Below are 24,016 nucleotides of genomic sequence, written 5' to 3'. Positions count from 1 at the left end.
ATACCTGCTTGGGTTGCCAAGTGAAACGTTACATCACCATCTGGCCGATCCGGCTCACAAATTTGGATCCTGCTGCCAGCCAGCCCCCTTATTCTGTGATCCTGTCGGCACTTGTAAATTGATAAAACGTTTTATCATCCGGCAAAACCTGATGCTGACCCGCGCCTCTGCGTCGAAATTGCCACGAGCAGCCACGGGGAAAGCCGCAGACATTGCTGTCTATTCACAAGGAGCCGTTTCATGGCCAAGCCTCAAGCCAAATCCACCATATGGGAGTTCCTGCAGAGCCTCGGCAAGACCTTTATGTTGCCGGTCGCCCTGCTGGCCTTCTCGGGCATCCTGCTCGGTGTCGGCAGCTCGCTCACCAGCGATGCGGTCAAGCAGAGCATGCCCTTCCTCGACAATACCGTGCTGCAACTGCTGTTCCTCTGGATGACCAAGGTGGGGCTGGTGGCCTTTATCTACCTGCCGGTGATGTTCGCAGTGGCCATTCCGCTGGGGTTGGCGCGGGAAGAGAAGGGGGTGGCGGCCTTTGCCGGTTTTGTTGGCTATGCGGCGCTCAACCTCTCCATCAATTTCTACCTGACCGTGGCCAACGTCATCGGTGACGGGGCGGCGGAGAAGGCCTACGGAGTGAAATCGATCCTCGGCATCAGCTCCATCGACACCGGTATTCTGGGGGCCATCATCGTCGGGGTGATCGTCGCCAAACTGCACGCCCGTTTCTACACCTACAAGATGCCCGATGCGCTCGCCTTCTTCGGCGGTGCCCGCTTCGTGCCCATCATCACCGCGCTGGTGCTGGGTGTGGTCGGCTTGGTCGTGCCGTTCGTCTGGCCCTGGTTTGCTGCCGGCATCAACGGCATCGGGTCGCTCATCTCCCACGCCGGTCCCTTCGGCCCCTTCCTGTTCGGTACCGGTGAGCGTCTGCTGCTGCCGCTCGGCCTGCACCACATTCTGGTGGCGCTGATCCGCTTTACTGAAGCGGGCGGCACCCAGCTGGTATGCGGTCACGAGGTGAGCGGCGCCCTCAATATCTTCTACGTCGAGCTCTCCTGCGCCGACACTTCCGGCTTCTCGGTCTCTGCCACCTCCTTCCTCTCGCAGGGCAAGATGCCTGCCTTCCTCGGCGGCCTGCCGGGTGCGGCGCTCGCCATGTATCACTGTGCTCGCCCGGAAAATCGCGGCAAGATCAAGGCGCTGCTGGTCTCCGGCGTGGTGGCCTGCGTCATCGGCGGCATCACCGAGCCGCTGGAGTTCCTGTTCCTGTTCGTGGCGCCGGTGCTCTACGTTATTCACGCCATCCTGACGGGTCTGGGCTTTATGACCATGGGGCTGCTCGGCGTCACCATCGGCAACACTGACGGCAACCTCATCGATTTTCTGGTGTTCGGCGTGCTGCAAGGCACCGCCACCAAGTGGTATCTGGTGCCGGTCGCGGCCGCTATCTGGTTTGCCATCTACTACAGCGTGTTCCGCTTCGCCATCGTGCGCTTTAACCTGAAGACCCCGGGCCGTGAGATTGAAACCAGCGAGACTGCTCAGCCCGCAGGCAAGAAGGCCGGCAACAGCGGTTACAACGGTGAAATCATCCTTAACGCCTTGGGCGGGGCCGATAACATTCTCGCGCTCGATAACTGCATCACCCGCCTGCGGATGTCGGTGCAGGACATGAGCCGGGTCGATGACAAGGTATTAAAGGCAAACGGCGCCATCGGGGTGATCAAGCTCGACGAGCACAACCTGCAGGTGGTGATCGGCCCGCAGGTGCATCTGGTGAAAAACCAGCTGCAGAGTCTGATGGGGGCCTGAACCGGCCAATAAGATCCGAACGGGGGGCGCAAGCCCCCCTTGTTTGCCTCTCCCAATATGTCTCCTGTTTATGGAGGGAGAAACTTCATGCACGATATTTATGATTTCGACCATGTGGTCGACCGCCACGGCACCTACTGCACCCAGTGGGACTATGTAGCCGACCGTTTTGGCCATGCCGATCTGCTCCCCTTTACCATCTCCGATATGGATTTCGAGACCGCCCCCTGCATTCGCCAGAACCTGGCAACCCGTCTTGAGCACGGGGTATTTGGCTACAGCCGCTGGAATCACGACGACTTCAAGGGGGCGGTGAGCAACTGGTTTGCCCACCGCTACGGGGCGAGCCTCGACCCCGAGACGCTGGTCTACGGCCCCTCGGTCATCTATGTGATTGCCCAGCTGGTGAGCCTCTGGTCGGCGCCGGGGGAGGGGGTGCTGGTGCATACCCCCGCCTACGATGCCTTCGGCAATATGCTGGCAGCCAACGACAGGGTGCTGCTGCCCTGCCCGCTAAAAAAAGAGCAGGGGAGTTACCAGATCGACTGGCAATGTTTCGAGCAGCAAGCCGCTCGTCCCGATTGCCGGATTTTGCTGCTCTGCAGCCCCCACAACCCCACTGGCCGGGTCTGGACGCGGGATGAACTCGGCCGAATGGCCGCCATCTGCCAGCGTCATGGGGTCAAGGTCATCTCGGACGACATCCATATGGATGTGAGCTTTGCCCGCTATCTGCCGTGGAGCGAGGTGGCACCGGACGATCACTGGGCGCTGGTGAGCTCGGGCTCCAAATCCTTCAATATTCCCGCCCTTGGCGGCGCCTACGCCTTTATCGCCAACGCCGCGGTGCGCGCCGCCTATCTGCTGCGGCTCAAGGCGGCCCATGGCCTCTCATCGCCGCCCATTCTCGGGGTGCTGGCCCATATCAGTGCCTATCGGGACGGCGCTGCCTGGCTCGATGCCCTGAAAAGCTATCTGCACGGCAACCTCGCCTATGTGGCGGCGCGGCTCAACGCGGCGTTCCCCGCCATCGATTATCGGGTGCCCGAAGGGACCTATCTCGCCTGGATTGATCTGCGCGGGCTTGGCATCGACTCCACCGAGCGGATGGATGCCCTGCAAACCTTGCTGGTGGAAAAATACCGGGTCGCCATTATGCGCGGCGACACCTACGGCCCGGAAGGCAAAGGCTATATCCGCCTCAACGTCGGCTGCCCGCGCTCAAAGGTCGATCAAGGACTCGACGCCCTGATCGGCGCGCTGGGGGAGGTGGTGTAGAGCAAATCCATTCAACATGAGAAACATAACGGGGCCATCAGTGATGGCCCCGTTATGTGGGGCAATATAAAAAACCGCCCCGGAGATCCGGGGCGGTTTTTTATTTAACGATACCGAGATGGGCCGTGTGGGTGGGCAAGGGCTCAGCGATAGCGGCCGCGTACCGAGCTGCTGGCGCGGCCGGCCATCTTGATCAGGCTCTGGCGGGTGTGCAGGTGGCAGAGCGCGACGCCGAGGGCATCTGCTGCATCCGCCTGCGGGGTGGCGGAGAGTTTCAGCAGATGGGTCACCATATGCTGCACCTGCTCCTTGGCGGCGCCGCCGGTGCCCACCACTGCCTGCTTGATCTGGGTGGCAGAGTATTCGCTCACCGGCAAATAGGCGTTGACCGCGGCGACGATGGCGCTGCCCCGGGCCTGCCCCAGTTTCAGGGCCGAGTCGGCGTTGCGGGCCATAAAGACCCGCTCGATGGCAAACTCGGTGGGTTTGAACTGGGTGATGATCTCGCATACCCCGTCATAGACCTGCTTGAGGCGCTCCGGCAGCTCGCCGCAATCGGTGCGGATGCAGCCAGAGCCCAAGTATTCGGCCTTGCCGCCCACGACCCGGATAACCCCGTATCCGGTGATCCGCGAACCCGGATCGATGCCCAAAATAATGCTCATGGGTGTTGATTGCTCTAAACGCGAGTGATGGCCGCCAAGATAGCAAACTGTGGCCCGTTTGGCTGTATGTCCCGGGTCAAGCGGGCAAAGATTGGCCAGCTTGCGTCGGGCGTGGTTAGCCCTTGAACAGCGCTATGGTGTCGCCATCCTGCAGGCTGCCGGCGCCGCGCACCACCACCCGATCCCCCTGCTTGAGGGCGCCGCTCACCGCAACCTGCTGGCTGTCGCCAAACAGCACGGTGACCGGCACCCGATTCACTTTGAGCGCCTTGCCGCTTCTCGCCACCTGATAGACCACACTGCCATCGGTGCCGAGCACCAGGGCATCCCGGGGCAGCAGCATGCTCTGTTGCTCCCCCAGTGGCAGGGCAACCCGCACCGGCGAGCCGATGATGAAGGTGCCCGCTTCCGGTTTGAGGCGCAGCTCGATGAGGCGCGACTTGGGATCGGCGCTGGCGGCTCGCTGGTAATAGACGCCGTGACCGCTCAGCTGCTCCCCCTCCACCCGCAGCCGGGTTTGCGGCGCCAGCTGCTGGGCCCAGAGAATGGGGGCCTGCAGGCGGATATCCGGCTGATCCGGGTTGACCAGCTCCAGCGCCTGCTCGCCCGCGTCCACATGCTCGCCGGGCTGGATGAAGTGGTTGTTCACCACCCCGTCGAACGGGGCATAGATGTGGCTGCGGCGCAGCTGTTCTTCAATCTGGTTCACCTGTATGGCGGCCAGTCGCTCGGCCAGCGCGGCCTGCTCCACATCGTAACTGGCCTTGTCGTACTGGCTTTGGGAGGCGCTCTTTTGCTGGTGTAGCCGGGTGATCCGCTGGGATTCGGCGCGAGCGAAGCGCAGGTTGCTCTGCCATTTCGCCTGCTCGGCGCGAGCCTGCTCCAGCGAGAGGCGCAGTGCTGCGCTGTCGAGGCGCAGCAGCTCATCCCCTTTTTTGACCCGGCTGCCAAATTCGGCGATCCACTCCACCCGGCCGCTCACTTCGGCGCTGAGCGCAGCTTGCTGGCGACTCGCCACCGTGCCGCTGACCCAGATATTGGCGGCCGCATCCCCTTGGGTCACATCCGCCAGGGTCACCATCTTGCCCTGATCGGCCAATACCGGTAGCGCGCTGCCTGCAATCAACACAGCGCCAGCCAACATTCGGTTAATCATATGTGTCATCGATGAGCTCCTTGCTCAGGCCCGCTGGCGCAGGGGTTGTGGGATCGCCACCTGCTCCCCGAGACGCAGGAAGGCAGGCAACAGGATCAGGGTAAACAGGGTGCTGCAGCTCATGCCGCCGACAATGACGGTGGCGAGCCCGCGGTAAATTTCGCTCCCTTCGCTCGGGCTCAGCATCAGCGGCAGCATGCCGAAGATGCTGGTGAGACTGGTCATGGCGATGGGACGCATCCGGCTTTGCAGGGCATCGGCCACCGCCAGCTGGCGGCTCATGCCGTCCCGCTCGGCGGTGCGGGTCTGATGCACCAACAGGATGGCGTTGTTGACCACCAGTCCCAGCAGGATGACAAAGCCGATGATGGTGAGCAGGTCCATCGGCAGCGGCACCAGCAGCCCGCTCAGTTGCAGCGCCAGCACGCCGCCAACCGAGGCAAGGGGCAGGGTGAGCAGCACCAGCAGGGCATCCTTGATGGAGGCAAACACCCCCCACAGCAGCACCAGCAGGATCACCACGGCGAACAGGAAGATGGTCCCCAGATTGTCGAGCGCCTGTTGCAGGCTGTCGGCATTGCCGGCAATGCGCAGCTCGCCACCAGCGGGCAGCAGGGGGCGGATGGCGGCAAAACTGCGGTTTTTCAGGGTGTCGAGCACCTGCTCCATGGTCATGCCCGCCGGGGGCGCTATCTGCAGGCTGATGCTGCGCCGCCCATCGGCCCGGAAGATACTGGCCGGGCCCATGTCGTGCTCTACCCGCAACAGCTCGCCAAGGGGAACGATGCGCCCGGAGGGGGTGGCCAGCGGCACTGCCTTCAGTTCGTCCGGATTGGCGGAGCTCTGCCCCATCAGCATGATGTCGAGCCGATCCTCGCCGTCGAAATACTCGCCAACCCGCAAGCCGTCGCCAAAGGTCTGGATGATGGTGGGCAGGGGCGTGCGATCCCAACCCACTTCGGCGAGGCGCCGATCTTGCGGCACCAGTTTGAGCTCGGGGGCGGTGAAGTCGAGGCTCGGCTCGGGCCGGATCTGTGCTCCCGGCAGGTCCTTGCTGAGGATCCCCATGCTGGCACGGGCCGCCTGATAGAGCTCGGGCAGGTTGCCCCCCTGCAGCAGCAGGGAGACGCCGTTCTCGCTGTCAAAGCCGCCAAACAGCGACCCCTGACCGCCGAACACCCGGGTGTCGGGAATACCCACCAGCAGCTGTTTCATCAACAGGCTCTCCAGCTCCTTGATGCGGGTCTCGTCCTTGGGTCGCACGCCAATCTGGGCGCCCCCCGGGTAGCGCAAGATGTAGTAGTTCTTGAGGGCAGGCTCTTTCTCCCCCTTCATGTAGGGGGCGAGGCGGGCGATCAGGGTATCGATCACCTCTTCGCGCTGGGCTTTGAGATTGACCCCGGGGGTGAAGTTCATCCAGACATCCACCGCGTCCCGTTTCACGTCCGGCAGATAGTCCATCTTCGGCAGCAGCGCCCAGGTGGCCAGTGCCGGCAGACTCATCATCAGGGTGATGACCGCCCAGCGCTGGCGTGAGGTAGAGGTCCAGCGGATCACATGACGGGTAGTGCGCTGCCACAGCGATTCATAGGGATCGGTCAGCGTTTCACGCCCCATCCAGCGCGCCGCCACCGCGGGCAGCACGATGACGGCGACCAGCATGGAGACCGTCACGGCGCAGGCGATGGTCAGCGCCAGATCGGCAAACAGCTGACCCTCCACATCGTTGAGCAGCAACACCGGCAGGAAGATGGCGACTGTGGTGAGGGTGGAGGCGACCAGCGCCGTCCACACCTGACGGGTGCCTTCGAGCGCCGCCTCCGCCTTGCTCAAATCCCCCCGCTCGTGGCGCCGGTAGATGCTCTCCAGCACCACGATGGCGGCGTCGAGCACCATGCCGACGGCAAAGGCGATGCCCGCCAGCGAGATGATGTTGAGGGTGCGATCCATCACTTTGAGCAAGCAGAAGGTGAGCATGATGCTGATGGGGATGGCGAGGGCAATCATCAGGGTCGCCTTGAGCTGGCGCAGGAAGAGCCAGAGGATGGCACAGGAGAGTAGCACCCCGAGCCCCAGGTTGGCGGTGACCATGCTGACGGCGCGATTGATGTAGAGGGAGGCATCGAACGACTGCTCCATGTGCAGCCCGACCGGCTCCAGCACCTCGCGGTTGAGCTCGTTCACCCGGGCCTTGATCGCCTCAAGGGATGCCAGGGCATTGGCGCCGCTCTCCTTGAAGATCTGGGCGGCGATGGCGGTATTGCCGTTCTGGATCCGCAGCACCGGGTTCTCTTCCCGGGCCACCCTTACTTCTGCTACATCCCGCAGATAGATGGGCAGGCCATCGCGCCAGTCCACCACCTTGTCCCTCAGCGTCTCGACATCATAGCGACCGGCGAAGCGCAGCTTGTACTCCCAGCGCCCGATGTCGAGGGTACCGGCCGACACGTCCCAGCCGGTGGTGGCCCGGCTGGCCAGCACCGGGATCTCCACCCCCAGCTCGGCGGCGCGATAGGGGTCGAAGCGGATCTGGATCTGGCGCTCGTTGATCCCCTCGACTGCGACCGTCGAGACCCCTTCAATGCGCTCCAGCTCGGGTTTGACCCGCGCCTCGATCAACGCCTGATGATCATCGATCACCCCCTTGGCGCCGGGCAGCTGCTGGATGAAGAAGAAGGTGAGGGTGTCGTTGCTGCTGTAGTTGTTGACGTAGGGGCCGCCAATCTTGTCCGGCAATCCCGAGACCCGGTTCAGCCGCGAAATCACATCGAGCTGGGCCCGTTGCATGTCGGTGCCGAGGGCAAACTCGATGTCGATTTCGGTAAAGCCGGGATAGCTGTTGCTGACAAGGCTCTTGAGTCCTTGCACCCCCTGCATCTCCTGTTCGATGGGGTCGGTGATCTCCGACTCCATCTCCTGGGGCGAGGCGGAACGCCAGCTCACCGAGATGTTGAGGTGTGGACGGTCGATGTCGGGGAACAGCTGGATCGGCAGTCCCCGGATGCTGAGCAGGCCCAGCAGGAAAATCAGCACGATCGAGACCGCCACCCAGATGGGGCGTTCGATCGCCGTTTTGGCGAGGTTCATTCACTCTTCCTGAGTCGTTGTTATCGGCCATTCCGCTGGCCTTGCTTCCAAAGCCCCTGCAACAGGGACTCAAGCATTTAACTGGAATTCTCCCGGCTTGTAAATGCATGGTTAACAAACAAAAAAACCGGCCACGAGGGCCGGTTTGGTACTGGTTTGCCAAGGGATCAGGCGGCGTGCTCGACCTTGTTTGGCTGCTTGTTTGCTTGCTGGGAGAAGCCTTCCAGCTCGCCCGGGGCGAAGTTGTCTACCTGAATGGCTTCGTAGCGCAGGGCATCGGCGGCCAGCAGTTTGTCCGCTTCGTCCTTGCTCAAGATGGAACCGGCCAGTGCGGCGGCAACCAGCTCCGGTAGCGCCAGTTTGCGGGGCAGTTTGCCCTCTTTCTGGGCCTGCACCAGCTTCTTCTCGTAGGGCTGCACAGCGACCATGGCCTGGAAGGCACGCTCCATCAGACCGACCGGATCCGCCTCGTCCTTGCCCACGTAGCAGAGGGCGGTCAGACGGTCGCGGAACTCGCCCGGCTTCATCATGGCCAGACAGATGGCGTGGCAGCGATCGTCGGCCGGCATCTTGTAACCGACGCCGAACGGGAACACCACGCGCTTGAGTACGGCACCCACCACCTTGTTCGGGAAGTTCTGGAAGAAGCCCTCGAACGCCTTGCCAATCAGGTAGAGGTTGCGCTCCACCGCGTACTGCACGAACGGCAGATCGGAGACCATGCGGCCCTGATCCTCGTAATGTTTGAGGGTGGCGGAGGCCAGATAGAGGTGGCTCAGCACGTCACCCAGACGGGCGGAGATCATCTCCTTGCGCTTGAGATCGCCCCCCAGCATCAGCATGGAGACGTCGGCGCACAGGGCCAGCCCTTTACTCATACGGGAGAGCTGTTTGTAGTAGCGGGCGGTTTCACCGGCCACCGGCGCGCTGTTGAACTGACCCAGAGTCAGCCCCTGGAACAGGGAACCGAAGAAGTTGCCGGCGCCGAAGGCGATGTGCTTCATCAGCAGGGCGTCAAACTTCTCGAGACCGCGTTCCACGTCGGTATCGGCCGCCGCTTCCAGCTCGGCAAACACGTACGGGTGACAGCGAGTGGCCCCTTGCCCGAAGATCATCAGGTTGCGGGTCAGGATGTTGGCCCCTTCCACCGTGATGGCCACCGGAATACCCATGTAGGCGTAGCCGGTGTAGTTTTTCGGGCCCAGCTGGATGGCACGACCGGCGTGGATGTCCATGGAGTCATCCATGATCTGACGCGCCATTTCGGTCATGTGGTACTTGGAAATCGCGGTGACGATGGCCGGTGCCTGACCCAAATCCAGCGAACCGGCGGTCATGCGACGGGCCCCTTCCAGCTGATAGGTGAGGCCGCCGATGCGAGCCAGCGCCTCTTGCACCCCTTCAAACTTGCCGATGGACATGCCGAACTGCTTGCGTACATAGGAGTAAGCGCCTACGGTGCGGGTCGCCATGTGACCGCAAGCGGTGCCCAGCGCAGGCAGCGAGATGCCGCGACCGGCGGAGAGGCACTCCACCAGCATGCGCCAGCCACGACCGGCGTAATCCGGGCCGCCGATGATCCAGTCGAGCGGAATGAACACATCCTTGCCGAAAGTCGGGCCGTTCAGGAACGCCAGACCCATGGGGTAGTGACGATCGCCAACGCGCACACCGGGGTGGCTGGTTGGGATAAGCGCGCAGGTGATGCCGAGCTCTTCCTTGTCACCCAGCAGCTTTTCCGGGTCATAGAGTTTGAACGCCAGCCCCAGCACGGTAGCGCGCGGCGCCAGGGTGATGTAGCGCTTGTTCCAGTTGAGGCGAATACCCAGCACCTCTTCACCCTTGTGCATCCCTTTGCAGACGATTCCCTTGTCAGGAATGGCACCTGCATCGGAGCCCGCCTCCGGCCCGGTCAGGGCGAAGCAGGGCACTTCCTTGCCGTTGGCTAGCCCCGGTAGCCAGAAATCTTTCTGGGCCTGGGTGCCGTAGTGCATCAGCAGCTCACCCGGGCCGAGGGAGTTCGGCACCATGACGGTAACCGCCACGCTCAGGCTCTTGGTGGCGATGCGGGTAACGATGGTGGAGTTGGCAATCGCCGAGAACTCGCGGCCGCCATAGGATTTCGGGATGATCAGGGAGAAGAAGCCTTCCTTCTTCAGATAGTCCCACACCGGCTCCGGCAGGTCTTTGGTTTCGTTGACGATCTTGAAGTCATCAACCATGGCGAGCAGGGTTTCGACCTGATTGTCGATAAAGGCCTGCTCCTCTGCGGTCAGCTCGGCCTTGCCGTAGCCGTGCAGTTTTTTCCAGTCGGGGTTGCCGCGAAACAACTCGCCATCCCACCAGACGGAGCCGGCTTCCATGGCCTCCCGCTCGGTAGCTGACAAGGGCGGCAATATCTTTTTGAAGATGCCGAACACCGGACGGGTTACCACCTTTTTACGGATGGAGGGTACGCCGAGCACAACGGCTATCGCCAGCACCAGCAGGACAAGCAATGTGATCATACCGAAGTTCCTTCTATTTCACTGTTTCCGTTGATTTATTGTTGGTTGTTACACGGCCAGGGATAGCCTGGTCGACTCCACGGGCGCCCCGACTCCGGACGCCAGATAAGGAATAACGTTGCGCACCAGCCCTTCCACATCGAGTTGCTGGCCAAAGTCGGCCAGGGCGATGTCGCGCAGGGCATCGGCAGAGGCCATGGTGAATACGACGGTGCCCAGGGTGAAGTGCAGGCGCCAGAAGAGATCCGCGGGCGACAGGGCCGGATTGGCCTTGGAGATCGCCTGGGTGATCCGCTGCAAAATGGGGCCATAGTGGGCGGTGATAAAGCGGCGCAGGTGGCCCTGGCTGTCGATATAGCCGCGCCCCAGCAGCTGCATAAAGATGGCCGGGCCGTTGGCCCGCACTGCCGAGAGCTTCATCAGCGGCTCGACAAAACTTTCAAACAGTTGCAGCAGGGTCAGCTGCTCCTGCTCCATCAGTACCCGCAGGCGCGCATCGAGGTCGGGCATAAACAGGCTCAGATAGCGGTCGAGTACCGCCTGGATCAGCTCCTTCTTGGAGCCGAAGTGATAGTTCACCGACGCCAGATTAACGTCGGCTTCACTGGTGATCAGACGCAAAGAGGTATCGGCGAATCCCCGCTCGGCAAACAGCACTTCAGCGGCGTCGAGAATACGGTTTTTGGTATCGATTTTACTCACTGGACACCTCACTTAAACGAATGTTTAAAAAGTACGTTTCATAACGTGAAGTGTCAAGAGAATGTGAATGAGTGTTAGCGGAATGTTTTTCGATGAAAAAAGCAAAGTGGGCGGAACTTAGTCAAAAAGCAGGACTCTATATCTATGCCACTGCAATTAAACATTAAGTCTCGCCCAACCTGCACCATGCTAGTTGGGCATTTTTTTGCCCGGCTGGCTGTGGCAGAGAGTAACAAACAGACAAAAAAAACCGCCGCAGGGCGCGACGGTGGGGAAAGTGAGTTCGCGTCATCCTGACGGCAAACTGTCGATGCGAGTTCAGGCATGTATCGACGGGGGCAGTATGCCAGCCAGAGCCCCTCAGACTATGTCAGCTTCGCGGTATTTTGTGACAAAGTGTGGCAAGCATTGGCGTGGCCCAAGCTGCCGCTCTTTGTTATGCTGCCCTTTCAAAATATGAGGGGAGAGAAGATGAAGTACCCGGTCGATACCCACACTCACACCATTGCCAGCACCCATGCCTACAGCACTATCCACGACTATCTGCCGATAGCCAGGGCCAAGGGGATCAAGCTGTTCGCCACCACGGATCATGGCCCCGAGATGGCCGATGCCCCTCATGTCTGGCATTTTGCCAACTTGCCGATATTGCCAAGAGTGGTGGATGGGGTGGGGATCCTGCGGGGTATCGAGGCCAACATCAAAAACCTGGAGGGGGAGATCGATTTTCCCGAGCGCTATGAGTCGCGCCTCGACATGATCATGGCGGGTTTTCATGAGCAGGTATTCCCTCCCTGTGATCAGGCCACCCATACCCAGGCGATGATCAACGCCATCAAGAGCGGCCGGGTCGACATGATCAGCCACCCGGGCAACCCCGCATTTCCCATCGACATTCAGGCGGTGGTCAAGGCGGCGGCGGACTATCGGGTGGCGCTGGAGATCAACAACTCCTCCTTCATTCATTCCCGCCCGGGGAGCGAAGGCAACTGCCGTGCCATAGTCGAAGCCGCGCGAGATCTGGGGGCCTATCTCACCTTCGGCTCCGATTCCCACGTGGCATTTACTCTTGGAGATTTTGACCATTGCCACCATCTGGTGACCGAAGCGGGTTTCCCGCAAGAGCGGATCCTGGTGCGCTCCCCCCGCGCCCTGCTCGATTTCCTCGAGAGCCGCGGCCGGACCCATATCCCCGAGTTTTCCGATCTGTAAATCGGGCTCTAACACCATGAGCCAACTCATAAAATCGAGCTGGCTCAATTGACTTGCCGGTCATTTTTTATGAATGTGGAGAGCAACAAGCCGGTATAGCTCAGTTGGTAGAGCAGCGCATTCGTAATGCGAAGGTCAGGAGTTCGATTCCCCTTATCGGCACCAGATCGTGAGGGCAGGTTTCATTTGTGAAACCTGCCCTTTTTACATGGCTTTTGCCAAGGCTTGCTCCACATAGAGATAGCCAATCCCCATCACCTGCTGGGCGCGGCTGAGCTGGCCGAAACGGATATGGGTGGCGTTGACCGCATCGCTGCAGTCGAACGGGTTGGCGCCGGTCTGACTGACGATCGTTTGCAGCCAGGTTTCACCAAAGTGGCAGCTGCGGCCATAGAGCCAGATGCGGTTGATGTTGAGGATATTGAGGAAGTTGTAGAGGCTCAGGCCAATGGCGCGGGCCCCTTCGTCCACCAGGGCGCGGATCATTGCATCCCCCTGATGGTAGAGCGTGAGCAGTTGGGCGGTCTCCAGCTCTACACCAGTCTGCGCCGGGTTGTCGGCACTGGCTTGTTGTTTGAGAAAGACCCGGGCCCGTTTCTTGATGGCAAACAGCGAGGCGACTGTCTCCAGGCAGCCATAGCGGCCGCATGCACAGGCGCTGCCGTCCGGATTGATAATGGTGTGCCCTATCTGGCCGCTGCCAAACAGGGCGCCCCGGTAGATCTGGTCGTTGATGATAAAGGCCGAGCCGATACCGTAATCGACGTTGATGACGCAAAAATCCCCGTTCTTTTCCCGGTCCTGCCACTTCTGGGCCAGTGCCAGCATGATGCAGTCGTTATCCACCATCACCTCGCAACCCAGCCGCTCCTCCAGCAGGTACTTGAGCTCAACTGGCGCATGCCAGGGTGCTTGCGGCATGGTTTGCGATACCCCGGTCGCCGGGTTGACCTGACCGTGTACCGCCAAGGCCAGCCGGATCGCCAGTCCCTTGTGGCGGCGCTTGTGCTGGTAGTAGTGCGCTTCAATCAGGTGTAGCAGCTCATCGGGGGTTTGTGGGGCAATCTTCTGGTCGCTGAACTCACCCAGTGGGGTGATCAGGTTATCCACCAGGATGCTCTCCAGATGGGTGGGGCTGATATTGAGGCAAAGAATGGCCCCCTGGCCGCTGGCGATGCGGTAGCTGCCGCCATTGATGCCGCGCTGGGAGAGGTTCTGATCGCTGTGGCTGATGGCGCCATCGGCCACCAACTCGTCAAGGATCTTGCTGACCGCCGGAATGGAGAGCTCGCAGTGGCGCGCCAGGGTGGACTTGCTCGCCTCTTTTAACTGATAGAGCAGGGCAAGCAGCACCTGCTTGTTGTGGTGGCGGACTTTCTGGTTGTTCAACCCTATGCTCATCGCTTCACTAAACTCCGCTTACTGTATTGCGTGATCTTTCAGCAATTAATGCAGGTTTAACCATTCTAATCTGGTCTCACTGAAAACTTTACTAACAAATGTTGAGTGAGGCGAGATTAATGAGAGCTGATGTCAAGGTCTGGGTAGAGACCATCTCACTGCCGACCTACGAGGTAGGCGCCGAAGATCCCAACCCCATGTTTCTCGAGAAGCGGGTCTATCAGGGCTCCTCGGGGGCTGTCTATCCCTATGGGGTGATCGACACCCTCACCGGCCAGAAGCAGATGAAGTCCTATCAGGCGGTCTGGCTGGAGAACGACTTTATCAAGGTGATGCTGCTGCCGGAGTTGGGTGGCCGTATCCACCGAGCTTACGACAAGGTGATGAATCGCGACTTCGTCTATTACAACGAGGTGATCAAACCGGCGCTGGTGGGGCTGGTGGGGCCCTGGATTTCCGGCGGCATCGAGTTCAACTGGCCGCAGCACCACAGACCCACCACTTTCATGCCGGTGGACTTCACCATTACGGAGCGGGAGGGGGGCGCCAAGACCGTCTGGCTCGGCGAGGTGGAGCCGATGCGTGGTCTGCAGGTGATGGCGGGGTTTACCCTCTATCCCGACAAGGCGCTCATCGAGATCACTGGCAAGGTGTTCAACGGCAACGACACGCCGCGCCACTTCCTCTGGTGGTCCAACCCGGCGGTGAAAGGGGGCGATGCCCACCAGAGCGTCTTCCCGCCCGATGTGACCGCCGTCTATGACCACGGCAAGCGCGACGTCAGTGCCTTCCCCATCGCCCGCGGTACCTACTACAAGGTGGACTATTCCGCCGGGGTCGATATCTCCCGTTACCGCAATATTCCGGTACCCACCTCCTATATGGCGGACAAGTCTGACTACGACTTTGTCGGTGCCTACTGCCATGACGAGCAGGGCGGCCTGTTGCACGTGGCGGATCACCACGTTTCGCCGGGCAAGAAGCAGTGGAGCTGGGGCAACTGTGACTTCGGTCTGGCCTGGGATCGCAACCTGACCGATGACAACGGCCCCTACATCGAGCTGATGACCGGGGTCTATACCGACAACCAGCCTGACTTTACCTGGCTGGATGCGGGGGAGGAGAAGGTGTTTGTGCAGAACTTCCTGCCCTACAACACCCTCGGCACCCTGCAAAATGCCAACACCCGCGCCGTCATCAAGCTGGAGCGTAGCGAGGACGGTCTGTTGTGCGGTGCCTATGCGATCGCGCCGCTGTGCCACGCCCGTTTCGAAGTGAGTGATGAGAGTGGCGTGCTGTTCACCCAGACGCTGGATCTGCAGCCGGGTCAGGCCTGGCTTGAGTCGCAGGCCATCACCAGCGAGGGACGCTTGCAGGCTCGTCTGCTGGATGAGCAGGGTCAGACGATCCTGAGCTATCTCGAGCATCAGCCTGCGGGCGAAGCCCTGCCTGATCCTGCCACCGCGCCGGAGCCCGCCGTCAATCTCGACTCGGTCGACGAGCTCTACTTCATCGGCCAGCATCTTGAGCAGTATCTGCACGCCAGCCGCTCGCCCTTTGATTACTACCTGCGGGCACTGGAGCTGGATGGCGGCGACTATCGCTGCAACCTGGCGCTGGCAACGCTGGAGTACAACCGCGCCAACTATGAGCAGGCGCTAGCTTACGTCAATCAGGCGCTGACCCGCGCCCATCGCCTCAACAAGAACCCTCAGTGTGGCAAGGCGAGCTTGCTGCGTGGCCACATCGAGGAACGTTTGGGGCAGTTCGATGCCGCCTTCGATGACTTCTACAAGGCGACTTGGAGCGGTAACTGCCGCGACAGCGGCTTCCTCGGGCTGGCTCGCATCGCCATGGTGCGCCGGGATCCCGCGCAGGCGCTGCAATTTGTCGAGAAGAGTCTTGCGGTCAACGGCACCCACTACGGCGCTATCGCCCTCAAAGGGTTGGCGCTGCTGGAGTCTGGCCAGCGGGAGGCAGCCATCGCCTATATCGACGAGCAGCGCGTTCGTTATCCACTTCACTATCAACTGGCCTTCCTGCGCTGGCTGGCAAGCGAGCAGCCGACCGATCTCGAGGCGCTGCGCACCCTGTGCAACGGGCGCGGGGTGAATCTCTGCTTCCTGGCAAGCGATCTGCTGGCATTGGGACGTCCCGAGCTGGCGCAGCAACTGCTCTCAACACTGCCGGTGGAGGAGACCCTGCCGCTGCTGTTCCAGGCTGCATTGTTGCCGGAAGGTGAGGCGCAGGATGCCCTGTTGCAACGGGCCGAGCAGGCGTTTGGCCGCAAGGTGCGCTTCCCCAATACCCTTGGCGAGGTGGCCATGCTGGCGCAACTGCCACACAGCTGGTTTGCCAGCTATCTGCTGGGCTGCTTCCACTACAGCAAGCGCAGCTACCCGCAAGCCATTGCCCTGTGGCAGCAGGTGTGCGAGCAGGCGCCCGGGTTTGCCCCGGCATGGCGCAACCTTGGCATCTATCACTTCAACAAGAGCGGCGATCCGGTGGCGGCCGAGCAGTGTCTGAGCCGGGCCTTTTCCCTCAAGCCGGATGATGCCCGTTTGCTGTTTGAACTGGATCAGCTGCACAAGCGCTGCGTCATGGCGCCAAGCGAGCGGTTGGCGCTGCTGGAGGCGCATCGTGAGGTGGTCCTCAAGCGCGACGATCTGACCGCTGAACTGCTCAGTCTCTATCACATCACCGGCCAGCTGGAGGCAGCGGCAGAGATCTTGCGGCTGCGCGAATTCCACCCCTGGGAGGGGGGCGAGGGCAAGGTGACCGGTCAGTACCTCATCAATCAGCAACGCCGAGCGTTGGCGTTGATGATTCAGGGACGCCACGAGCAGGCTATTCCGTTGCTGCAACAGGCGCTGCACTACCCCCTCAATCTGGGGGAGGGACGTCTGGTAGGACAGACCGACAACGATATCCACTACCTGTTGGCGCTCTGCCATCTGGCCTGTGACAACCAGAGTCTGGCGGCCCAGTGCCTGCAACTGGTCTGTCTGGGTCAGGGTTCGCTGGGGGCCAGCCGCTACTACAACGATCAGCCGGTGGATTATCTCTTCTATCAGGGTATGGCGCTGGCACGTCTTGGTCGGGTTACGGAGGCGCAGCGTCTCTTTGAAGGGATGGTCGGCTGGGCCGAGCAGGCGATGGGCGAGTCGGTCGAGGCGGACTTCTTCGCCGTCTCACTGCCGGATCTCATCGTGCTGGATGACGACCCGCAGCACAAACATCGCCAGCACTGTCTGCTGGTCAGAGCGCTCGGTCTGTTAGGGCTGGGTCAGCGGGATGGTTGTGAACAGACCTTGCGAGAGCTGCTCACCCTTAACCCGGCTCACGACAAGGGACACCTCTTTGCCCTGATCTGCCGCGAGCTGTCACTCCACTCATAACTCTCATAACAAAAACCGGCGCCCCGCCACGGTGAGGGGCGCCACTGCACCCTACAATCGACAAGATAGAAAGGATGAGTCATGGAACGCACTAAAAATCAATTGGATACGAATGGGCTCAATATGAGCTACATCTGGATGATCTGTTTGGTGGCCGCCTGCGGTGGCCTGCTGTTTGGTTATGACTGGGTGGTGATTGGCGGGGCCAAGCCCTTCTATGAGGCCTATTTTGCCATCACGGATCCGGCCCAGTCCGGCTGGGCCATGAGCTCGGCGCTGGTGGGCTGCGTGCTGGGGGCCGCCATCTCCGGTTGGTCAGCCGACCGCTTTGGTCGCAAGAAGCCGCTGATCCTGGCCGCCATCCTCTTCACCATCTCGGCGTGGGGCACGGCTGCGGCCAGCAACTTCGATCTGTTTGTGGTTTATCGCATCATCGGCGGGATCGGCATCGGTCTGGCCTCTGCGCTCTCGCCCATGTACATCGCCGAGATCAGCCCGGCCAACAAGCGCGGCAAGTTCGTGGCCATCAACCAGCTCACCATCGTCATCGGTGTGCTGGCGGCTCAGCTGGTGAATCTGATGATCGCCGATCCGGTGGCGAGCAATGCGACTCAGGCCGATATTCTGGCGACCTGGAACGGCCAGTCCGGCTGGCGCTGGATGTTCGGTGCCGAGCTGGTACCTGCGCTGGCGTTTCTGGTGTTGATGTTCTTCGTGCCGGAGTCGCCGCGCTGGTTGGCCAAAGATGGTCAGTATGAGAAAGCCTCCCGCATGCTCGGCAAGATTGGCGGGGATGCCTATGCCAAGCAGACGCTGGCCGATATCCGCCAGACTCTGGTGGGCGAGACCCACAAGGTCTCGCTGGCGGAGCTGGGCAAACCCTCGGTGCGGCCGATCCTCATCATCGGGATTGTACTGGCAGTCTTCCAGCAGTGGTGCGGCATCAACGTCATCTTCAACTATGCGCAGGAGATCTTTGCTTCCGCCGGGTTTGACATCAACAGCACCCTCAAATCCATCGTCGCCACCGGTCTTATCAACTTGCTGTTTACCCTGATCGCGCTGCCCATGGTGGACAAGATTGGCCGCCGCAAGCTGATGCTGATTGGCTCGGCGGGCCTGACCATTATCTACGGCATGATGGCGGCGGCCTACGCCACAGGCGTACTGGGGCTGCCAGTGTTGCTGCTGGTATTGGCGGCCATCGCCATCTATGCCTTGACCCTGGCGCCGGTCACCTGGGTGCTGCTCTCGGAGATCTTCCCGAACCGGGTGCGAGGATTGGCGATGTCGGCCGGTACCCTGGCGCTCTGGATCGCCTGCTTCGTGCTGACCTACACCTTCCCGCTGCTCAATGCCGGGTTGGGGGCTGCGGGCAGCTTCCTGCTCTATGGCCTTATCTGTTTTGCCGGTCTCATCTTTATCTATCGCAAGGTGCCCGAGACCAAAGGGGTGACGCTGGAGGCACTGGAAGCCCAACTGGCCCAGGGCAAGGTCGAACTGACGCCGACCAAGGCGAGCGCCTCGGCATGACGGTTTACACATTGGGCAACCCGCATCTTCGGATGCGGGTCTCTGCACAAGGGGCTTGTCTACTGGGGCTGGAGGATGAGCAGGGGCGCCCGCTGTTGCGCGACACGGACCCGGCGCAGCCCTGGCATCCCGGCCAGAGCGCGCTGTTTCCCATGTTGCCGCTGGCCAACCGGGTCGCAGGCAACCGTTTTGAGTTGTGGGGGGAGGAGCATCGCTTGCCAGAAAGTCCCGTCGATCCCGACTTCTTCCTGCATGGCGATGGCTGGTTGCAGTCATGGCAGTGGGTGGCGGGTTCTACCAGTTCGGTGACGTTGCAGTTGACCAGCCAATGCGGCCCTTTTCACTATCTTGCGGAGATAGACTATCGGCTGCATGGTGCGAGCCTGGTGGCGCGGATCAGCCTGACCCATCTTGGGGAGAGCCCCTGTCTCTATGGCGCGGGTTTTCACCCCTTCTTCTGGCGCGACGAGCAGACCCGCATCCGTTTTCTGGCGAGCGGCGTCTGGCAAGAGGGAGCAGATCATCTGCCGATCGACTGGTCGAGCAGGCTGGCGCCCCACCTCGACTTTCGTCAGTGGGCTCGCCCGCAAGGGTGGCTCAACCACTGTTACGGCGGCTGGCGCGGTCAGGCCGAGCTTGACCATCCTGCCCGCCAGCAGCGGCTGCTGGTTTCAAGCGAGTGTGCCTTCCTGATGCTCTATCAGCCCGATGAGGGGAGTGGCTTCGTCTGTCTGGAGCCCCAGAGTCATGCCGCCAATGCCCACCACCTGGCCGGTCACCCCGGTTTGCGGCTACTCGCCAGAGGTGACCGCATGAGTATCGGTATGACCCTGACAGTGGCGTCCGGGGGCTGATAATGATCTGGCTTGTGGTATTGGTGAACGCAAAGAGCCACCCGTCGGGTGGCTCTTTTTATTGCGGATTATCCTGCGTGTTACCTGATCTCCGGTCAGGCTATCTCCATCTCTGGCTGTGGTGTCGAGGTGTGTTGGCTGGTCAGCTTGTCGATGCGCACCGCAGCTACCTTGAACTCGGGGATCTTGGCGTGAGGGTCGGTGGCATTGATGGTGAGCCGGTTGGCCGGGGCTTCGGCAAAGTGGAACGGGATAAAGGCCACGCCCGGTTGCATCCGCTTGGTGACGAAGGCGGGCAGCTCGATATGGCCGCGGCGGCTGGTGACCTTCACCTGCTCGCTGTTGCTGATGCCCATCCGCTGGGCATCCACCACGCTCATCATCACCCGCGGGCCAGCCAACTTGTCGAGCCCCTTGGTCTTGCGGGTCATGGTGCCGGTGTGGAACTGCTCCAGCAGGCGGCCGGTGGTGAGCACGATGGGATAGGTTTCGTCGGGCAGTTCGGCGGCATAGCGGAACGGGGTGGCGACCATCCCTCCCTTGCCACGGGTGAACTGCTTGCCGTGGAGCAGGCGAGTGCCTTTGGGCGCCGCGTCGTTGCAGGGCCACTGTAGCCCTTCTACACCTACCTTATCCCACTGGATGCCGGCGTATTGCGGGGTGACTTGGCAGATCTCGGCGGTGATATCCTGCGGGTGTTGATAGCGCCAGTCGCCGCCCATGGCGTTGGCGATCTGCTGGATGATCCACCAATCCTCCCGCGCTTCACCCGGCGCCTTGAGGGCGGGGGAGATGCGCTGCACCCGCCGCTCGGTGTTGGTGAAGTGGCCGCTCTTCTCTGCAAAGGAGCAAGAGGGGAGCACCACATCGGCGAGCTGGGCGGTTTCGGAGAGGAAGATATCCTGCACCACCAGAAACTCCAGCTGCTTGAGCCCCTCGATGACGTGATGTTGATCCGGATCGCTCAGCACTGGGTTCTCCCCCATCACATAGAGCCCCTTGATGCTGCCCGCACAGGCGGCATCTATGGTTTCGGTGAGGGTGAGGCCGGGCGTGCGCGGCAAGTTCGGCTGCTGCCAGGCAGCTGCGAAGCGGGCATGTACTTCGGGGTTGGCCACCTTCTGATAGCCGGGCAGGCAGTTGGGCAGCGCCCCCATGTCACAGGCACCCTGCACGTTGGATTGGCCCCGCAGCGGGTTGATGCCGCCCCCTTCGATGCCGATATTGCCGCACAGCAGTTGCAGGTTGGCGATGGCCCGCACGTTGTCGTGGCCGGTGGTGTGCTGGGTGATCCCCATGGAGTAGTAGATGGCGGTGCGCTCGGCGGTGCCGATGAGGCGCGCGAGCTCGATCACCTGCTCGGCCGGTACGCCGGTGACCAGAGCCACCTTGTCCGGGGCATAGGTGGGGGAGAGCACCTCCGCTTGCAGCGCTTCGAACCCTTCTACCCGCTCGGCGATATAGGCCTTGTCGTGCCAGCCGTGCTGGATGATCTGCTGCATCAACCCGTTGAGCAGCATCACGTCGGTGCCGGGGCGATGGGCCAGATAGAGGCTGGCGTGGTCCGCCATCTCGATCCGCTTGGGATCGGCCACTACCAGCCGCGCCTTGCCCATGGTGACGGCCCGCTTGATATGGGAGCCGATGATGGGGTGGGCCGCTGAGGTGTCGGAGCCGATGATGAAGATGAGATCCGAGTGATCAATGCTCGGGATGTCGTTGGTCATGGCGCCGCTGCCGAGTGACGCCTCCAGCCCGGTAACGGTGGAGGCGTGGCAGAGCCGCGCGCAGTGATCCACGTTGTTGGTGCCAAGCTCCCGGCGCATGAACTTCTGGAACAGGTAGTTCTCTTCGTTGGTGGTTTTGGCCGAAGAAAAGCCCGCCAGTGCATCGCTGCCATAGCGCTGGCGCAGGGCGGTGAAACGCTCGGCGACCAGGGCGATGGCCTCCTGCCAGCTGGTGGGCACCAGCTCGCCATCCTTGCGAATGAGCGGGGTAGTGAGGCGCTCCTCGCTCTGGATAAAGTCAAAGCCGAAGCGCCCCTTGACGCAGAGCAGCCCCTGATTGACCGGCGAGTTGCGATTTCCCTCCACATAGCGGATGCGGTTGTGCGCCTCATCGACATAGAGGGTGACGCCGCAGCCGACCCCGCAGTAGGTGCAAATGGTATTGACCGGCGTGAGCAGTTCGGTGCGCCCCTGCGACTTGTCGCGGGCATCCACCAGGGCGCCGGTGGGGCAGACCTGTACGCAGGCGCCGCACTGCACGCAGTGGGAGTCGCCCATTGCCAGCCCGCTGTCGAACTGGGGGCGGTTCGAGAGGGTGCCATCGCTGTGCTTGGCAAAGTGCAGCACTCCCTGCACCGCTTGCGCACCACAGGTCTGCACGCACTGGCCGCAGCCGATGCAGCGGTTGGCATCGAACACGATAAATTCGCTGCTGTTATCCACTGCAAACTTCTGGCACTGGCTGGTGTCGAGAGCGCTCTGCTCGACCTTGTATTCGGTGGCGTAGTCGCGCAGTGCGCAATCGGTGTTGGCCTGACAGCCGCACTCGAGGCAGCGGCTGGCTTCGCTGCGGGCATCGGCATCACTCAAACCACGCTCCACCTCGGCAAAGCTGCCCTCGCGATCCTGCTCTGCCAGATGGGGCATGATGGTGCGGGCGACTTTTTTCAGGTGAGCAAACTGGGCGGGATCAACCTGTTTGAGTGTGGGAGCCTTGCAGGCGTTGAAGGGGCGAACCGGATCGATCATGTCACCATGGAGGAACTGATCGATCGCCAGCGCGGCCTTGCGACCATCGGCAACCGCTTCGATGGCGGTGGCGGGCCCGCGGCGCAGATCGCCGATGGCGAACAGGTTGCCGTGGCCGCTGTGCATGGTCTCGGGGTGGGACTCCAGCGTCTGCCAGCGGGTGAAGGGGAGGGTGAGGGGCTCCCCTTCCATAAAGCTAAGATCCGGCTGCTGCGACACTGCCGCAATCACGGTATCAAACTCTTCAATGAGGTACTCGCCGGTGGGCTCCGGGCGGCGGCGACCGGAGGCATCCGGCTCGCCGAGGGCCATCTTCTCGAGGCGCACCTGACAGACGCGACCACGGTTGTCCGGCAGATTCTCCACCGGATTGGTCAGCATCATGAAGCGCACCCCTTCGTGCTCCGCCTCGTCGATCTCGTAGGCTTCGGCAGGCATCTCGGCACGGGTGCGGCGATAGATAAGGGTGGTGTCAGCCCCCAGCCTGACTGCCGTGCGGGCGCAGTCGATAGCGGTATTGCCGCCGCCGATCACCGCAACTTTCTTGCCGGTGGTGAACCGCTTGGCCAGCATCCGATCCTTGAGGTAATCGACCCCGAGATAACAACCTGCCAGGGTGCTGCCCGGGTAATCCATCGGCACTGCCTTGGAAGCGCCGACTGCCAGACAGACCGCATCGTAGTCGCGGCACAGTGCCGAGAGGGTGATCTGGTGGCCCAGTCGCTGCTGGGTGTGGATCCGCATGCCGCTCTGGCACATCAGGCCGATCTCCTGATCGAGGATCGCCTTGGGCAGCCGGTACTCGGGGATGCCGTAGCGCAGCCAGCCACCCGCTTCGGGCATCGCCTCGAACAGATCGACCTCGAACCCCTCGTAACCCAGATAATAACCGCAGGTGAGACCGCCCGGGCCGCTGCCGATAATGGCCACCCGCTTGCCCTTGGCAGGCTTCTTTGCCGGTTGATAGGGGGCAACCTCGGCCAGATCGAGATCGGCGGCATGGCGCTTGAGCTGACGAATGGCCAGCGGCTCATCCACCAGCGCACGGCGGCACTCCGCTTCACAAAAAGCGGGGCAGACCCGGCCAATGGAGAGGGGCATCGGCAGGGTCTGTTTGATGACGGCCATCGCCGCCTCGTGCTCCCCCATGGCGATGTGGTGCAGATAGGATTGAATGTCCACCCCGGCCGGACAGGCGCGTTGGCAGGGGGCTTCGCAATCGGCGTAGTGATCTGCGAGGATGCGGCCGAGCGCCTGCTGACGGTGGGCGCGCAGGGTATCGCTTTGGGTCGTGATCACCATCCCTGCCTCGGGGCGCGTCTCGCAGGCGCGGCGGATGCCGAGACCGGCAATCTCGACCACGCAGAGGTCGCAGGGGGTCTTGGGGCCGCTGGTGTTGTCACCGCACAGGGAGGGGATATCAGTCTGGTGCTGTTTGGCTATCTGGAGCAGGGTTCTGGTCGGGTCAACCGTCAACTGAGCTCCATCGAGGGTGATGGTGAGCATGGCGTCATAAACTCGCTTTCAAGGCGCAGAAAATGCTGCATCTGGCGGAGCCAGCAGGGGAAGCGACAGGGAGGCCGCTTGCTATACGCTCACCATAACAAAGATTATTTACAACTTTATTTGATTTTAGACAGCTTATTGTTCAAAAG

13 protein-coding genes and 1 tRNA gene are annotated in these 24,016 nt (G+C 61.6%); 7 read left to right on the top strand and 7 right to left on the bottom strand.

Annotated features, from left to right (window positions below):
- Positions 1 to 240: 240 nt before the first annotated feature.
- The gene (gene malX / locus AB5Y99_RS04340; RefSeq protein WP_368208804.1) at positions 241 to 1,812 is read left to right on the top strand and encodes a maltose/glucose-specific PTS transporter subunit IIBC; all 1,572 of its coding nucleotides are present in this window, start codon (positions 241 to 243) and stop codon (positions 1,810 to 1,812) included.
- An 87-nt stretch (positions 1,813 to 1,899) separates the two neighbouring features.
- Positions 1,900 to 3,090, top strand: a complete 1,191-nt coding sequence (locus tag AB5Y99_RS04335; RefSeq protein ID WP_368208802.1) for a MalY/PatB family protein — start codon at positions 1,900 to 1,902, stop codon at positions 3,088 to 3,090.
- 143 nt (positions 3,091 to 3,233) lie between these two features.
- Here AB5Y99_RS04335 and ruvC read toward each other — a convergent pair whose 3' ends face one another.
- The 5 genes from ruvC to AB5Y99_RS04310 form a co-directional block, all read right to left on the bottom strand.
- Positions 3,234 to 3,755, bottom strand: coding sequence for a crossover junction endodeoxyribonuclease RuvC (ruvC, locus tag AB5Y99_RS04330; protein ID WP_005334512.1), 522 nt, complete (start codon positions 3,753 to 3,755; stop codon positions 3,234 to 3,236).
- A 115-nt stretch (positions 3,756 to 3,870) separates the two neighbouring features.
- Positions 3,871 to 4,920, bottom strand: a complete 1,050-nt coding sequence (locus AB5Y99_RS04325; protein ID WP_159164047.1) for an efflux RND transporter periplasmic adaptor subunit — start codon at positions 4,918 to 4,920, stop codon at positions 3,871 to 3,873.
- A gap of 15 nt (positions 4,921 to 4,935) precedes the next feature.
- Positions 4,936 to 7,998, bottom strand: coding sequence for an efflux RND transporter permease subunit (locus AB5Y99_RS04320; RefSeq protein WP_368208800.1), 3,063 nt, complete (start codon positions 7,996 to 7,998; stop codon positions 4,936 to 4,938).
- A 167-nt stretch (positions 7,999 to 8,165) separates the two neighbouring features.
- Complete coding sequence (locus AB5Y99_RS04315) at positions 8,166 to 10,505, bottom strand: acyl-CoA dehydrogenase (protein ID WP_368208799.1); 2,340 nt, start codon at positions 10,503 to 10,505, stop codon at positions 8,166 to 8,168.
- Positions 10,506 to 10,553: 48 nt separating this feature from the next.
- Complete coding sequence (locus AB5Y99_RS04310) at positions 10,554 to 11,207, bottom strand: TetR/AcrR family transcriptional regulator (RefSeq protein WP_005334507.1); 654 nt, start codon at positions 11,205 to 11,207, stop codon at positions 10,554 to 10,556.
- Between the two features lie 471 nt (positions 11,208 to 11,678).
- Between AB5Y99_RS04310 and AB5Y99_RS04305 the strand changes: the two genes are divergently transcribed.
- Together AB5Y99_RS04305 and AB5Y99_RS04300 are read left to right on the top strand one after the other, a co-directional pair.
- Positions 11,679 to 12,419 (top strand): phosphatase, encoded by a 741-nt coding sequence (locus AB5Y99_RS04305; protein ID WP_368208797.1) that lies wholly within the window; start codon positions 11,679 to 11,681, stop codon positions 12,417 to 12,419.
- Between the two features lie 89 nt (positions 12,420 to 12,508).
- Positions 12,509 to 12,584 (top strand) — tRNA-Thr (locus tag AB5Y99_RS04300).
- A 39-nt stretch (positions 12,585 to 12,623) separates the two neighbouring features.
- On the opposite strand, the gene AB5Y99_RS04295 is transcribed toward AB5Y99_RS04300, so the two are convergent.
- Complete coding sequence (locus AB5Y99_RS04295) at positions 12,624 to 13,820, bottom strand: ROK family protein (RefSeq protein WP_368208795.1); 1,197 nt, start codon at positions 13,818 to 13,820, stop codon at positions 12,624 to 12,626.
- Between the two features lie 119 nt (positions 13,821 to 13,939).
- Here AB5Y99_RS04295 and AB5Y99_RS04290 point away from each other — a divergent pair, with 119 nt between their 5' ends.
- The 3 genes from AB5Y99_RS04290 (at position 13,940) to AB5Y99_RS04280 (ending at position 19,605) form a co-directional block, all read left to right on the top strand.
- On the top strand, positions 13,940 to 17,218 hold the full coding sequence (locus AB5Y99_RS04290) for a DUF5107 domain-containing protein (protein WP_368208793.1): 3,279 nt from the start codon (positions 13,940 to 13,942) through the stop codon (positions 17,216 to 17,218).
- 81 nt (positions 17,219 to 17,299) lie between these two features.
- On the top strand, positions 17,300 to 18,751 hold the full coding sequence (locus tag AB5Y99_RS04285) for a sugar porter family MFS transporter (protein ID WP_033136275.1): 1,452 nt from the start codon (positions 17,300 to 17,302) through the stop codon (positions 18,749 to 18,751).
- Entirely contained in the window at positions 18,748 to 19,605 is an 858-nt protein-coding gene (locus AB5Y99_RS04280) for an aldose 1-epimerase (RefSeq protein ID WP_368208791.1), read from the top strand. Before AB5Y99_RS04285 ends, AB5Y99_RS04280 begins: the two co-directional genes overlap by 4 nt.
- Positions 19,606 to 19,700: 95 nt before the next feature.
- On the opposite strand, the gene fdhF is transcribed toward AB5Y99_RS04280, so the two are convergent.
- Positions 19,701 to 23,867 (bottom strand): formate dehydrogenase subunit alpha, encoded by a 4,167-nt coding sequence (gene fdhF, locus AB5Y99_RS04275; RefSeq protein WP_368208789.1) that lies wholly within the window; start codon positions 23,865 to 23,867, stop codon positions 19,701 to 19,703.
- Between the last annotated feature and the right edge of the window lie 149 nt (positions 23,868 to 24,016).

The organism is Aeromonas sp. R4-2 (assembly GCF_040908295.1).
Classification (GTDB): domain Bacteria; phylum Pseudomonadota; class Gammaproteobacteria; order Enterobacterales; family Aeromonadaceae; genus Aeromonas; species Aeromonas veronii.
Note: the sequence above shows the minus strand (reverse complement) of the source record. Positions and strands in the feature narration are given on the sequence as shown.